The sequence below is a fragment of the Salinicola sp. LHM genome (genome assembly GCF_034479735.1).
In the GTDB taxonomy this organism is placed as follows: domain Bacteria; phylum Pseudomonadota; class Gammaproteobacteria; order Pseudomonadales; family Halomonadaceae; genus Salinicola; species Salinicola salarius.
Window position 1 is genome coordinate 2,310,778 of the sequence record NZ_CP140261.1, and the last position, 14,397, is coordinate 2,325,174.

13 protein-coding genes are annotated in these 14,397 nt (G+C 65.5%); 1 reads left to right on the plus strand and 12 read right to left on the minus strand.

Translation table 11 applies throughout. The features are described from left to right. Positions 1–417: 417 nt before the first annotated feature. The 8 genes from R5R73_RS10730 to R5R73_RS10765 form a co-directional block, all read right to left on the minus strand. Positions 418–1,623 (minus strand): hypothetical protein, encoded by a 1,206-nt coding sequence (locus R5R73_RS10730; RefSeq protein ID WP_322529583.1) that lies wholly within the window; start codon positions 1,621–1,623, stop codon positions 418–420. Positions 1,624–1,634: 11 nt separating this feature from the next. Next, complete coding sequence (locus R5R73_RS10735; RefSeq protein ID WP_322527501.1) at positions 1,635–2,405, minus strand: TonB family protein; 771 nt, start codon at positions 2,403–2,405, stop codon at positions 1,635–1,637. Then, positions 2,405–2,812: an ExbD/TolR family protein gene (locus R5R73_RS10740; RefSeq protein ID WP_071233036.1), complete on the minus strand. Its 408-nt coding sequence runs from the start codon at positions 2,810–2,812 to the stop codon at positions 2,405–2,407. The genes R5R73_RS10735 and R5R73_RS10740 overlap by 1 nt, the downstream gene beginning before the upstream one ends. Further along, the gene (locus tag R5R73_RS10745) at positions 2,805–3,338 is read right to left on the minus strand and encodes a MotA/TolQ/ExbB proton channel family protein (RefSeq protein WP_276231557.1); all 534 of its coding nucleotides are present in this window, start codon (positions 3,336–3,338) and stop codon (positions 2,805–2,807) included. The genes R5R73_RS10740 and R5R73_RS10745 overlap by 8 nt, the downstream gene beginning before the upstream one ends. Beyond that, positions 3,322–4,728: a MotA/TolQ/ExbB proton channel family protein gene (locus R5R73_RS10750; protein ID WP_322527502.1), complete on the minus strand. Its 1,407-nt coding sequence runs from the start codon at positions 4,726–4,728 to the stop codon at positions 3,322–3,324. The genes R5R73_RS10745 and R5R73_RS10750 overlap by 17 nt, the downstream gene beginning before the upstream one ends. 26 nt (positions 4,729–4,754) lie before the next feature. Then, the gene (locus R5R73_RS10755) at positions 4,755–5,594 is read right to left on the minus strand and encodes a DUF3450 domain-containing protein (protein WP_322527503.1); all 840 of its coding nucleotides are present in this window, start codon (positions 5,592–5,594) and stop codon (positions 4,755–4,757) included. A gap of 232 nt (positions 5,595–5,826) precedes the next feature. Beyond that, entirely contained in the window at positions 5,827–6,753 is a 927-nt protein-coding gene (locus R5R73_RS10760; protein WP_322527504.1) for an electron transfer flavoprotein subunit alpha/FixB family protein, read from the minus strand. 14 nt (positions 6,754–6,767) lie between these two features. Continuing rightward, a complete protein-coding gene (locus R5R73_RS10765; RefSeq protein ID WP_071233041.1) occupies positions 6,768–7,529 on the minus strand; it encodes an electron transfer flavoprotein subunit beta/FixA family protein in 762 nt (253 codons plus the stop codon). Between the two features lie 406 nt (positions 7,530–7,935). On the opposite strand from R5R73_RS10765, the gene R5R73_RS10770 reads away from it, so the two are divergent. Next, complete coding sequence (locus R5R73_RS10770; RefSeq protein WP_322529584.1) at positions 7,936–9,606, plus strand: electron transfer flavoprotein-ubiquinone oxidoreductase; 1,671 nt, start codon at positions 7,936–7,938, stop codon at positions 9,604–9,606. Positions 9,607–9,772: 166 nt separating this feature from the next. Here the strand turns inward: R5R73_RS10770 and R5R73_RS10775 are convergent, their stop codons facing one another. The 4 genes from R5R73_RS10775 to R5R73_RS10790 form a co-directional block, all read right to left on the minus strand. Beyond that, positions 9,773–10,600 (minus strand): sulfurtransferase, encoded by an 828-nt coding sequence (locus R5R73_RS10775; protein ID WP_110630825.1) that lies wholly within the window; start codon positions 10,598–10,600, stop codon positions 9,773–9,775. A 129-nt stretch (positions 10,601–10,729) separates the two neighbouring features. Then, a complete protein-coding gene (locus R5R73_RS10780) occupies positions 10,730–12,982 on the minus strand; it encodes an ATP-dependent helicase (RefSeq protein WP_322527505.1) in 2,253 nt (750 codons plus the stop codon). After that, positions 12,979–13,512: a DUF1285 domain-containing protein gene (locus R5R73_RS10785; protein ID WP_071233045.1), complete on the minus strand. Its 534-nt coding sequence runs from the start codon at positions 13,510–13,512 to the stop codon at positions 12,979–12,981. Before R5R73_RS10785 ends, R5R73_RS10780 begins: the two co-directional genes overlap by 4 nt. A 56-nt stretch (positions 13,513–13,568) precedes the next feature. After that, a complete protein-coding gene (locus R5R73_RS10790; protein ID WP_110630821.1) occupies positions 13,569–14,375 on the minus strand; it encodes a TatD family hydrolase in 807 nt (268 codons plus the stop codon). Between the last annotated feature and the right edge of the window lie 22 nt (positions 14,376–14,397).

Below are 14,397 nucleotides of genomic sequence, written 5' to 3' on the forward strand. Positions count from 1 at the left end.
CGTTTCCTATGGCGACAAGTTCACTATGGCGACAGGTTCAAGCAGGACGAACTTACCACTGACCGAGCATCAACTTTCCTTCTGCTCGTTAATGCGAGGGGCAAGCCCCTCGCGCTCCCCTTTTTGACGCCACAGACGGCGAAACCCTAAACGCCAATCGCCCGCGCTCGGGTCGGCGCGAAAGGGCATCCCTGCCCTACGCGCCTCTGGCGTCATCCATGACGCCAGACCCGGCACGGGCGACCGTCGTTTAGCGCCGTCTGGAAGGCGTCATTCGGCGGCAAATCCCAGTGTCCCGGCTTTATTGACCAACAAACAAAAATGCTGACAAGGACCACTGGTGATGGTCAGTGGAGAACGGCTCACGCCACAATTCGCCACCTTACCAAAACCGACCATCGCGTGAGCGAACCACCGCTACGCCGATCCCAGCGAATCCAGCCACTGCTGCGCCTGCTCGACGCCCGCTGCCCTGGCCTGCTGAAAGGCATTGCGGGCCGCCTCCCGATCGCCGAGCTGCAGCGAGGCGAAGCCCTGCAACAACCAGTCCCGTCCGGAAATCTCGCCGCCTGCCTCACGCAGACGGGAAAGCGCGTCTCGTGTCGTCTGCCACTCGCCCCAACCGTAAGCGAGCTCGGCCAACTGCTGCCAATCCTCTGTCCGGCCGGTCTTGTCGGCCAGCGTCTGCCAGGCCGACAGCGCGTTTTCATGATCGCGAGCGGCCGTCCAGGCCTGGGCGATCAGGCGCAGGTTGGCGCTGCTGGAATCCAGCCGACCGCTATCCAGCCAGTTTCCCAGATGCTCGGCGGCACGCGCCGGCGTTCCCCCGGCAATGTGCAGTCTGGCCAGTTGCAACAGATCTTCATCCGACGTCAGCACACCTCGGCGCCAGCCGCTTTCCCAGATCGCTGCGGCACGACCGTCATCACCGGCTTGCTGGGCAAGCCCTGCGGCCCGGCGCCAGACGTCTGGTGAGCTCGCATCGTCGCCCAGCAGCGTCAGGGCGTCATCGAAACGTCCCGCCTGCTGGTAGACCGTACTCGCCAATTGCCGCTGCGACTGGCTCCAGCCCTCGGTGCCGGACGCTCTCAGCCGATCGAGCGAGTTGGCCGCGGCCGACCACTCTTCGAGCGACGCCCGCGCCTGAACCAGCAACCAGCGCGAAGCGTCGTCTCCGCCGCTGCGCTCGACCCATTGGGTGAGCAGATCCGCGCCCTGTCGTGTCTGGCCGCCACTCAAGCGCAGCCGCGCTTCCTGACGCAGCCACGAGAGACGGCGTGCGTCAGGGATATCGTCGATGCGCCTTGCCTCGGCCAATTGATCCGCAGCCAGGGATTTGTTTCCTTGATGAGCATTGGCCGATGCCGCCAGTTGCAGGAACAGGGCGCGCGCCCAGCGATCGGCCGCATTGCCGCCTCCGAGGCGCGAGGCCGAGTCGGCAGCGCGGGTAGCCACCGCCGCGTCGTCGCCGGCCTCGAGCTGCGACTGCATCGACTGCAGCGCCTGGATCATGTCCGCGCGCAGCGCCGGACCCTCGGCCCGGGCCAGCGAGATACCGCCGCAACCGATCAGGCCCACCAGCGCCAGCGACAGACAGCGCTTGCTCAGGCGACGAACCGTCATTGAACTCACGGTCAGCCCTCCAACTGGAACTGGATACGCTGCGTGGCCCGCCGCACGTCATCGGCCGGCGGGAATCGCCACTGTGATACCGCCTCCTCGACGGCACGGTCGAACACGTTGGCGGGATCGGCGTCGATCACACGCAGACTGTCGGTATCGACGCGTCCATCAGGCTGAATGATGAAACTCACCTCCACGTATCCTTCCAGGCCGCGCCGGCGCGCACGCATCGGATAGGACGGATTGACCCGGCTGGTGGGCTGCAACTGGCCGACATCGCGCGGCGATGCCTGCGTTCCTCGCGGCGGTTGCTGCGGTGCGGGTTCCGACTGCGGCGGGCCAGGCTCGGATTCCGGCCGCGGCGCCGCTTCCGCCACGGTTTCCTGCGTTGGCTGCGGTTCCGGCTGAGCCTCGGGTTGCGGTTCAGGACGCGGCTCCGGCTGCGCCTCGCTCAGCTCGGGCAGCGATTCATCCAGCGTCACGTCCGGTGCCTCCATGGGCGGCGTCTGCGGTTCCGGAATCTCCACCGGGCTCGGCGTCTCCGCCGCTGGTACGGGCGCCGCCGCAGGGGGCGGCGGTGGCGCACTCGGCGGTGTCGGTAACGCCGGCGACGTCGGCGTCGGTTGCGCCTGCTCCTGCTCCGGCGCGTCGACCATCGAGATCGCCGTCGGCGTCACGATCTGGGTGCGATCCGGTTCCGGCGGAGCCACCAGCAGCGCCAACAGATAGAACAGCAGCAGCGCCAGCAGCGCGCCGCCGACCAGGCCTGCCACTCTACGCATCAGCCGGCATCCCGGTTGGCGGCCACGGCGACGTTATCGACGCCCGCCTGGTGAATGCGATCCATGACCTCGATCAGCAAGCCCGTCGTCGAGTTCTTGTCGGCCTGCACCACGACGCTGCCATCGCCGGAAACCAGCTGCGCGACACGGGCACCGACGCGATGGGCATCCACCGCCTCGCCGTCGACCCAGACCGCGCCTTCGCCGGTGATGGCGACGAGCACCTGGGTATCCTGGCGCGCCGTGGCCTCGCTCGACTCGGGCCGCTGGATTTCGACGCCACTCTCCTTGATGAAGCTGGTGGTGACGATGAAGAAGATCAGCATGATGAAAACGACATCCAGCATCGGCGTCAGGTCGATGCCGGTCGAATCGTCACTGGCTTCCCGCAAGCGGCGCCTACGCATGAGAGTCCTCCACGGCGCGGGCCATGCGGTCATGCAACCGCTGGTCCTCGCGCCGAATGATCTGTTCCAGACGAGTGACGAAAAGCAGGCCGACCACGGCGACGGCCATGCCGCACAGCGTGGGCAGCGTGGCCTGGGCGACGCCGTCGGCCATGGCGCGGGCCTGGTTGCTCTCGGTGAGAGCCAGGCTGTCGAACACCTGGATCATGCCCGTCACCGTCCCCAGCAGACCGAGCAGCGGGCAGACCGCGATCAGCAGCTTGAGCCACGGCAACGGCAGGCGTAACCGGGCGATCAGTTCGCTCGTCCACACTTCGCGCAGGGTCAGCGCGCTCCAGCTCGAGTGATCGCGACGCTGGATCCACGCTTCGATCAGCACTCGCCGCGCACGTCGATGGGTGAACTGCCAGTAGAACAGCCGTTCCAGCGACATCGCGAACAGCGCCATCGCCACCAGCATGATCACCACCAGCACCTCACCGCCAGCGCCGATCAGCCAGCGGATCGGCTCAAGCGTGGGCACCATGACGGCGCTCCTCGGCGTGGGCGACAGCGGCCGTCTCGGCCTCGAGATGTTCGGCGAGCACCGCACTGGCACGGCCTTCCAGCAGGCCGATCAATCGTCGGCTGCGGCTGCTCAAGGCGGTATTGACGAACAGCAGCGGAACCGCGGTGATCAGGCCCAGCACGGTGGTCACCAGCGCCTGGCTGATGCCGCCGGCCATCAGTTGCGGATCGCCGGTGCCGAACACGGTGATCGACTGGAAGGTGACGATCATCCCGGTCACCGTGCCCAGCAGCCCCAGCAAGGGCGCGACGGCAGCGATCAGCTTGACGACCGGCTGGCCCCGCTCCAGCCGCGGCTGCTCTGCCAGCAGCGCCTCGTCGAGCCGAGCCTCCAGCGCTTCCGGCGCGTGATCGCGGCCCAGCGCAGCGAAGCGCTGAAGTACGCGCCCCAGCGGGTTGTCGTCGCTGAGGGACTCCGGCGCCCGCATCTGCCGACGCATGCGCCCGCTGACCCGAAGCAGGTAGACATACTGCATCAGCGCCACCAGCAGCCCGATGATCCCCAGCGCGACGATCACGTAACCGACGTAGCCGCCCTGCTGGAACCGCTCCCACAGGCTCGGCTGCTGGGCGAGCGCGTCCAGCACGTCGCCGTCGGTGGGATCGACCACGATCTGGTTGCCCTCGCCCTGCTGGAAAGCCTGCAAGGCCTGGCGAGCATCGCCCGGCGTTGCCGCCACGACGGAAAGGCGGCCCTCTTCGCCGATTCGCTGCAGCAGATCGCCGTTGCTGAAGGCGACGGTATCTCCCAGACGGATCACGGGGCGCCGGGCGACGTCGCCGTCCGGCCCGGCAACCGGCGCCTGGAACCGCACGCCCCGGCCGCTTTCCGCGATCAGGCCCGCCAGATCCTGGCGCACCCGGTCCAGCGTCTGCAGGTCGATCAGGCCGCGATCGTCGAGCCGTGGAGGCAACCGTGCATCACCGCCGACGGTCAGCCAGCTCTCGCCCAGCGCATCCCGAAGCTCGCTGGCCTGCTGCTTGACGATTCCGGAGATATCGCCGATATCGCCAGCCTCTTCCGTGCGCTGCTGCTGTAGCGCCGCCAGTTGTTGCTGCTGGTCCGCCTGGCGCGATTCCAGCTGGTCGCGCCTGTCCTGGGCATCCTCAAGCCGCTGCTCAGCCTCCGCGACCGCCTGCTGCAACGCCTGACGATCCTCCAGCAGCGTCTCCAGCCGCTGGGTATCGCGCTGTTCCGCGGCCTGACTGTCGGCCCGGAACGTCTCGAGCACCTGCTGCATCGATGTCGACCCGCTACCCGACGCGTCGCCGGACTGGGCACTGGCGACGACGGGCAATAGCGTCATCGCCATGAAAGAGAGCGCTGACCACCATGCATGACGCTTCATGACTGTCCGTCTCATGACTGCCCCTCTCATGACTGCCCCTCCGTCGCTGACTGTCCGTCTTCGACGACCAGCGATGCCGGCAGGTGCAACAAGGCCGGCGCGCTCTGATCCTGTGCGATGCGAATGCCGCGACGGACCTCGTCGATCTGATCGCCGTCCAACGCTTCCCACTCGCCGTTGGCGACGCTCCAGACACCGCCAGCGCGATCGTCGGGCGTGACGTAGTACCAGCCCGTTCTTCCGACCCGTAGATAGTCGACTTCCCGCGCGAGCTGGCTACCCTGACTCGCCGCGTCGGATTGCGCACCCTCGAGCGGGCCGCTCCACTGGTCCATTTCCCGCCCGTAGGCGAGCTCAGTACGCCAGACGGAAAAGATTCGCTGCAGCTTGTCGGCCTGCGAGGCATCGTCGCGGGACAGCATCTGCTCCAGGTCGTCGACGCGGGCCAGACGCTCGTCACGCAGGAACGGCATGTCCGCTTCGATCATCGCGCGCAACTGTTCGACCATCTCGCGCATCTCCCCCGGCAGTCCCTCGCGGGTCACGGAGATCTGCGTCAACGCCTGCTGCTCGGAAGCGATGCGCTTGGCCTGGTTGTCGACGATCGGTGCCAGCTCGGCGTTGTAGCTCTCGAGCCGGTCGGCCTGCTGACTGGCCTGGCGCAGGCGCTGCAGCGCTTCCCGCGTGGCGTCGTCGGCGTTGTCGATACGGCTTTGAAGTTCGGCCTGGGCCTGCTGGGCCTGGATGCTGGCCTGGCTGAGCGAGTCCTGAGCCACTGCCGAACCGGCAGCGCCCAGACTCATGGCGGCGAGGAAGGACGCCAACAGACGCCCGCTTCCCCGTTTCCGCAGGAAATCATGCACCACGCTATCTCCTTGCGAGTGAGCAGTAACAACAAGCTGGTGACAAGCACCGCTGACCAGCGGTGTAACGAAGCTGAATTCGACGCGATACGCTAATACAAACAAGAACAATTATCAATCCGTATAACCTGGCGCCCCAGTGACAGCCCGCGACATCCACTGAACGGCGAGGCACAAAAAAACCGGCACCCGCAGGTACCGGCTTTCTGGATCGGGAATCGCGTGGGCGAGTCGTCTACAGCTTCTGCTCCAGCTCGGGCAGAATCTCGAACAGGTCCCCGACGAGACCGTAATCGGCCACCTGGAAGATCGGCGCTTCGTCGTCCTTGTTGATCGCCACGATCACCTTGGAGTCCTTCATGCCCGCCAGGTGCTGGATCGCGCCGCTGATACCGACGGCGATATAAAGCTCGGGGGCGACGATCTTGCCGGTCTGCCCGACCTGCATGTCGTTGGGCACGAAGCCAGCGTCAACCGCGGCGCGAGAGGCACCGATGGCGGCGCCGAGCTTGTCGGCAATGCCTTCGAGCAGCTTGAAGTTGTCGCCGTTGCCCATGCCACGGCCACCGGAAATGACAACGCGGGCGCCACCCAGCTCCGGGCGCTCGTTCTGGGCAAGCTCTTCGCCGATGAAGCGCGACAGCGCGTTGGAGACGACGCCATCCACGGACTCGATGGTCGCGGCCCCGCCTTCGCTCACCGGGTCGAACGCCGTCGTGCGCACGGTGATCACCTTGAGCGGATCGCTGGACTGCACCGTGGCGATGGCGTTGCCGGCATAGATCGGACGCTTGAAGGTATCGGCGCTCTCGACGCTCAGGATCTCGGAGATCTGGGAGACGTCCTTGAGTGCCGCGACCCGCGGCAGCACGTTCTTGCCATCGGTCGATGCCGCGGCGAGCACGTGGCTGTAGTCGCCGGCCAGCTGGACCAGCAGATCCGCCAGCGGCTCGGCCAGTTGATGCGCGTACGCCGCGTCGTCGGCCACCCGCACGCGGGAAACGCCATCGAGTTTGGCGGCCGCTTCGGCAATGGCCGCCACATTCTCGCCGGCTACCAGGATGTCGATATCGCCACCAATGGCTCGGGCGGCGCCGACGACATGAGCCGTGCCGGCGGAGAGACGCCCTTCATGGTGTTCGGCCAGAACCAGAATACTCATGCGATCAGCTCCTTTCACAGCACTTTGGCTTCGTTCTTGAGTTTATCGATCAGCTCGTCCACGGAGCCTACCTTGACCCCGCCCTTGCGCTCGGCCGGCGTCTCGACCTTGAGCAGCTCAAGCCCGCTGGAGACGGTTACGCCGAGTGCTTCCGGCGTCCGGCTGTCCAGCGGCTTCTTCTTGGCTTTCATGATGTCCGGCAGCTTGGCGTAGCGCGGTTCGTTCAGGCGCAGGTCGGTGGTCACCACCGCGGGCAGCTTGAGCGCGACGCTCTGCAGCCCGCCATCGATCTCGCGGGTGACGCGCACGTAGCCGTCCTCGACGCCATCGCCGAAGGCGACCTCCGAGGCGAAGGTGCCCTGCCCCATACCGCTCAGCGCCGCCAGCATCTGGCCGGTCTGGTTGTTGTCGGTATCGATCGCCTGCTTGCCGAGAATGACCAGGTCGGGCTTCTCTTCATCGACCACGGCCTTGAGCAGCTTGGCTACCGCCAGCGACTCGACGCGTTCGTCGGTCTCGACGTGAATGGCGCGGTCCGCACCCAGCGCCAGCGCCGTGCGCAGCTGTTCCTGGGCGGCCTTGGGGCCGACCGAGACGGCGACGATCTCCGTGGCGACGCCCTTCTCCTTGAGACGAACGGCCTCTTCCACCGCAATTTCACAGAAGGGGTTCATGGCCATCTTGACGTTGGTCAGATCCACGTCGGAGTGATCCGGCTTGACCCGGATCTTGACGTTGTAATCGATGACGCGTTTGACCGCGACGAGTACTTTCATGGGTGTCCTCGCAGACTAGTGACAAACCGACCCCACAGGCGTTGGTCGGCATCGACGATCGAACTATGGCGATCGTCAGCGTGACGGAAATGCCGGGCAACAAAAACGTCGGCGGAGACAGAATCACGCCGACGCCAGCTCGGGTCAACTCGGCGCTCCCTCCTGCCCCAGCTTGGTGCGCCATCGGGACAGGAACGAGCGAAAAATGCGATGATAGCGCATCAAAGGGGTGCTGCCGAAGCAGCACCTTCGCATAAGAAAAGCGCCTGTTGGCATAACATCAGGCAGCTGACTCACGTTAGGCTATAAAAAATGGCGGCCATCAGTCGTCGACGAACGGACCGGGCAGGCATGGCGGCACGCATCCTGCCAGCAAGCGAGGAGATCGGGTTTGGAACGTGAATCCATGGATTTCGACGTAGTGATCGTAGGGGCGGGCCCCAGCGGCCTGTCGGCAGCGTGCCGTTTGATGCAGCAAGCGAACGAGGCCGAACGGGAGCTCTCCGTCTGCGTGGTCGAGAAGGGTTCGGAGGTCGGCGCGCACATCCTCTCCGGGGCCGTGTTCGAACCGCGCGCGCTGTCGGAACTGTTCCCGGACTGGGCCGAGCGCGGCGCGCCGTTGAACACGCCGGTACTGCGCGACGAGCTCTATCTGCTGAAGGATGCCGACAAGGCCCAGAAGCTGCCCAACGCGCTGGTACCCAAGTCGATGCACAATGCTGGCCACGCCAGCTCGAACGGCACCGACAATCCGAACTATGTCATCAGCGCCGGCAACCTCTGTCGCTGGCTGGCCGAGCAGGCCGAAGGGCTGGGTGTCGAAATCTTTCCCGGCTTCGCCGCCCAGGAAGCGATCGTCGACGACGAAGGCATCGTGCGGGGCATCATCACCGGCGACATGGGCGTCGCCGCCGACGGCAGCGAGACCGCCAACTACATGCCCGGCATGGAACTGCGTGCCAAGTACACCCTGTTCTGCGAAGGCGCACGGGGCCATATCGGCAAGCAGCTGATCTCGCGCTTCGATCTCGATGCGAACCGCGACCCGCAACATTACGCCATCGGCTTCAAGGAGCTGTGGGACGTGCCCGCCGAGCAGCATGAGCCCGGCCTGGTGCTGCACGGCTCCGGCTGGCCCCTGAATGACAAGAACCATGGCGGCGACAGCCATGGCGGCTGGTTTCTCTATCACGGCGACAACCAGCAGGTGATGGTGGGGCTGATCGTCGACCTGGCGTACCGCAACCCTTATCTGTCGCCGTTCGACGAATTCCAGCGCATGAAGCATCACTCGCTGCTGAAACGCCATCTCGAAGGCGGCAAACGTGTTGCCTATGGTGCCCGCGCGATCACCAAGGGGGGCGCCAACTGTCTGCCCAGGATGACGATGCCCGGCGCCCTGCTGCTGGGCTGCGACGCCGGCACGCTCAATTTCGCCAAGATCAAGGGCATTCACACCGCGATGAAATCGGGGCTGGTCGCGGCGGAGAGCGTGTTCGAGGCCATCGCTTCCGGCGACGAGGGCGGTCAGGAGCTTACCGCCTTCACCCAGGCCTGGGAGTCGAGCTGGGCGTGGCAGGAGCTGCAGGCCAGTCGCAGCTTCGGTCCGGCCATCCATCGGTTCGGCACCGTGGGCGGCGGCGCCTTCAATTTCGTCGACCAGCTGCTGGGCGGCAAGCTGCCGGTGCAGCATGACACCACGCCGGACCATCAATTGAAGAAGGCGGCGGAGTCGACGCCGATCGATTACCCCAAACCCGATGGCAAGCTATCGTTCGACAAGCCGTCTTCGGTGTTCCTGTCGAACACCAACCACGACGAGAACCAGCCCTGCCATCTGAAGCTGAGCGATCCGGACATTCCCATCGCCAGAAATCTGCCGGAATACGCCGAGCCCGCGCAGCGCTATTGCCCGGTCGGCGTCTACGAAGTGGTCGAGGAAGGAGGAGAACCGCAGTTCCGGATCAACTTCCAGAACTGCATCCACTGCAAGACCTGCGACATCAAGGACCCGTCCCAGAACATCACCTGGGTAGCTCCCGAGGGTGGCGGCGGACCCAACTACCCCAACATGTAAGCTCGAAGCTCGAAGCTCGAAGCTCGAAGCTCGAAGCTCGAAGCTCGAAGCTCGAAGCTCGAAGCTCGAAGACAGCATAAGCAAACCGCCCCACGGCAAGCACTTGGGGCGGTTTTTTCTTCCAGTTCAAAGCTTGTGACTTAAAGCTCCCGAGCGAAGCCCGGGCTTACTCGCCGGTCGCGATCGGCCTCGATGGGTCACGAATCCAGTCGCTCCAGGATCCCGCGTAAAGTCGCGGCAGCGGCAGACCCGCCACGGCATAGGCCAGGATATCATGGCAGGCCGAGATGCCGGAGCCGCAGTATGCCGTCACCTTATCGGCCCCGGGCAACTCTTCCGCCAGCCGCTGAGGCGATTTGAAACGCCCATCCGCCTCGAGATTGGCGCTGCTGGGCCGACAGACTGCGCCGGGGATATGTCCCGCAACCGCATCGATGGGTTCCTCGTCGCCACGAAAGCGAGCTTCGCCTCGGGCATCGACCAGCAAGCCACCCTCTTCCAGCAGATCTCGTGCCGGGATGATCATCGTATCGTCGAAATCCGGCTGCCATCGGCTGATCAGCGGCGATATCGACTCATCCGTCGCCAGCTCGCCGCCAGCAACCTGCCAGGCGGGCAAGCCACCGTCGAGCACCCGCACATCGGGATGCCCCGCCCAGCAAGCCAGCATCCACCAGGCGCGAGCTGCCGATAGCTGCCCACCTCTATCGTCATAAACCACCACAGCGCGTTGCGGCTCGATGCCGAGACGTTGAATCGTCGTCGTAAAGACCTCACGAGACGGCAGCGGATGACGACCGCCATCGCCAGGCGGCTTCGAGAGATCCCGGTCCATATCCAGGTGGTAACTGCCAGGGATGTGCGATTCCTGCCAAAGCCGCTTTCCTGCCGCGGCGTCGTCCAAGCGGGCACGACAATCCAGCACCAGCGGCGGTCGATCGCCAGCCAGGCTTTGCCGCAGCTCCTCTGCCGTTACGAGCACGGATTCGTTCATCATTGCCTCCTTGGTGCTTTATCAGCCGAAACAGGTGTCGGTCGAGAAAGGTCGTCGATCGAGCAAAGTCGCTGTTGGCCGAATAAAATCGTGGCCGAGAAAGATCGTCGGTCGAAAGAGTCTGACCGATCAATGCCGTTTCGCCAGGGGCGCCCGCGCCGCGATCAGGCGACGTCGGCCGGCCGACTCGAAACGCACGTCGATGACCGGATTGGCTTCGTTGCCTTCGACCACCAGTACCTCGCCGTCGCCGAAGCTGGCATGCCGCACTCGATCACCGACCTGCCAGCTCGCTCCGGATTTCGCCCCGCGTTCCGCGACGGGCGCTTCCGTCTCTCTGGCTCGCGGCACGAGGCCCCGTCCGACGTGCTCCAGCCCGACACGCTGCAGGTAGGCGCCGACCATGTCCGGCTCGCGAACCGCCACGGCGGCCTCGCTGCGCTCCTGGATCGCCTGGTCGATCCGACGGCAATCCTCCACCGCCGTCTCGTCGAGAAAGCGACTCGGCCGATGGTCGCCGCCATCCTGAACCAGCAGCAGCCGCTCTCGCGCCCGTGTGATCGCGACATAGTAAAGCCGCCGCTCTTCTTCCAAGCGCTCCGGCGACAGCGGATTGTCACGGCTGTAATGGGGAAAATCCTCCTCGTTGAGCCCCCATACCGCCACCAGCGGCCACTCGAGCCCTTTGGCGCCGTGTACCGTGCTGATCAAGACGCCATCGGGCCGGTTCTCCACCGGGTTGCGCAGCAGCTCGATGAAAGCCTCGGGATCGTTGGCCAGCTCGCCGGCCTGCTCGATCAGCACGTCGAGCAGACGCACGTCATCGTCCCCCTTCTCCCGCCGCGCTGCCGAGCGGCGCAGGACTTTCTCCGCATCGATGGCATCGACGACATGCTCGAGCAGCTTCGCCGGCGGCCAGGCGGATAGCTTGGGCAGTTCGCAGAGGAGCTGCCAGCGCCGCTTGAGATGGCGGCGCTGCCCCGGCTTGAGCCCCGCCAGGACCGGGGCCTCGCGCGCCGGCCATTGCTGCGTGCGTGCGAGCTCCTCGACCAGCCGACGCAGGCGCTCCTGGGCGACGAATGTCGTCGGCTGCGAGAACAGCAGGACGAGATGGCCGGGATCGTGCAGCCGCTGCGGCTCACGGGCCAGCTGAAGATAGCCCGCCAAGGCCTGCACCAGCGGCAGCCGAAACACGAAGCGCTCTTCCTGTGCCAGCCGAAACGGTACGCCGGCCCGCAATAGCTGGAGCTGTACCGAGACCGACAGCGACCAGCTACGCACCAGGACACAGGCTTCGTCGCTGCGCCGGCCATCGGCGTGCCAGCGCTGCAGCATCTCCAGCAACGCGCCAGCACCGACGCCCGTCCGCAGCAGTGTCAGTGGGTTGCCGGGCGCCGCCAGGCAGAGCTGATCCCAGCGTTGGCGATTGTTGCGAATCGCGTGGTTGGCGGCCAATGCCAGGGCGTGGCCGTGGCGGAAGGTGAAGGAGAGCGGATACTCGCTTGCCTGGCCGAACAGGCCGTCGAAGCGCGCCAGCATGGCGTCGGGCCGAGCGCCCCGCCACTCGTAGATACACTGGTTGGCATCACCGACGGCCATGACCTGCGCCTGATGACCGGCCAGGATCTTGAGCAGTCGCAGTTGGGCTTCGTTGATGTCCTGATATTCATCGACGATGACATGGCCCAGAAAGCCCTCGACCCGGCGCCGCGCCTCCGCATGGCGTTCCAGGCACTGCAGCGGCCGATAGAGCAGGTCCGCGTAGGTCATCGAAGCCGAGGCATCGAGCAGCGATTCCGCCACGTCGAAGGCCTCGATGAAGTGGCGCTCGCTGTCGGTATAGCCGAGCCGTTCGAAGAGCTCGGCGGGTGCCACCACTTCGGCCTTGACCAGATCGCAGAACTGGCCGAATGCCTCGAGCCGGTCCGCGTCCAGCGCTGCCTCGCGGGTCTCGCCATCGGCGGATTCCAGGCTCTGCATCACTGCCTGACGCAGCAGCCGCTCACGCTGCCAGTCGGCCTGCAGCAATTGGCGCGGCGGCAGATAGCCCCAGCGGGTCAGGCTCTGGGTCAGGCGGTGACCGATCGAATGGAAGGTACGCACCTCGGGCAAGACGACCTCGGCGGGCGCTTCTCGCACCAGCTTGGCCCGGAAGTCGTCCCGCGCCGCGCGGTTGAACATCAACACCAGGATGCGGCGCGGGTTTTCGCCATTGGCGAGCAGATGCAGCACCCGTCTGACCAGGGTCGTGGTCTTGCCGGCCCCGGCTACCGCCGCGACCCGCGCATGCCCTTCGCGATGACCGACCACGGCGCGCTGCTCGTCGGTCAGGCTGTCGGCGGTAATATCCAAGGGCAGCGCCGCGTTCAACAGCTCGCTCATCTCGCACCGTCGTCGAGGCGGCCCAGCGGGTGCCATGCCCCGCCACTGTACAGCCCGAGCTCGTTGCCCTGCTGCTCGGCGAGCTCGATCCAGCGGTAGTACAGATTACGATGCAGGCGCGCCTGCAAACCGTGACGAACGGGCAGCGCCGGCAAGAGATCGCCATCCGGCGTCGCCAACAGGGACAGCCGGTGTGACACGTCCAGCGGTACGCGGTCACCGCAGGCAGTCACCGCGACCCAGTCGGCACCGGCCTGATCGGCATCCGTGACCCATAGCGGTAGATCCTCGACGCCGATACGCAGCTTCTCTCCCGGCGTCACCAGGTAATAGTCGCCGTCGGCCTCCCGCCGTAGCACGCGGCTGAGCAAGTTGACCAGCGCCGGCCGCCGGATCGGCGTGCCTTCGTGGACCCACTCGCCGTTGGCCGCGATACGCAGATCCATTTCGCCGCAGAAAGGCGGATCCCACCGTTCGAGCGGCGGAATGGCTTGCGCATCGAGCTGTTGAAACAACGTGTCGAGTTTCATCGTGCCCCCGTATGACGATGCCCTCTCGCAGAGGGGCATCCATGCAGTGAACGTGCCTACACGAATGGATTGTCGGACTGGCCGCCGGGCGCGCAACCGGGAAACAGCTGATAGAAGTTGGCCCGCGTCTGCATCGCCACCTCGTCGACGGTAATGCCTCGCTCGCTCGCGATACATTCGGCGACCTCGACGACCCACTGCGGCTCGTTGGACTTGCCGCGATGGGGAACGGGGGCGAGAAACGGGCTGTCGGTCTCGATCAGCAACCGGTCCAGCGGCACCTGCCGGGCGACCTCGCGCAGGGCGCCGGCGCTGGCGAAGGTGACGATCCCGGACAACGAAATGTAGAAGCCTGACCTGACCGCCTCCCGCGCCATGGCGAGATCCTCGGTAAAGCAGTGAAGCACGCCGCCCACCTTGGGGTCGACGTGTTCGCGAATCAGGTTCAGCGTTTCGTCGCGCGCCTCACGGGTATGGATCACCACCGGCAGCTCGAGTTCGCGAGCGGCGCGAAGGTGCGCAACGAAACGTTGCCGCTGGATGTCCCGCGGCACGCTGTCGTAGTGAAAATCGAGGCCGGTTTCGCCGATGGCGACCGCCCCGTAACGATCGGCACACGCCTGGATCGCTTCGCTGTCCGGCTCCGCCGACACCTCATGCAAGGGATGCAAGCCGACACTGATATCGACATCGTCATGCTGCCGCGCGATCTCCGCCAGGTTCGGAACCCCTTCCAACGATGTCGCAATCGCCAGGAAACGATGGACACCACGGCCGCGTGCAGCCTCCAGGGCCAGGTTGAGGTCGCCTTCGTAGGGCGACAGGTCGAGGCGATCGAGATGACAGTGAGAATCGACGAACATGCGAATTCCAGGTAGAGAATGA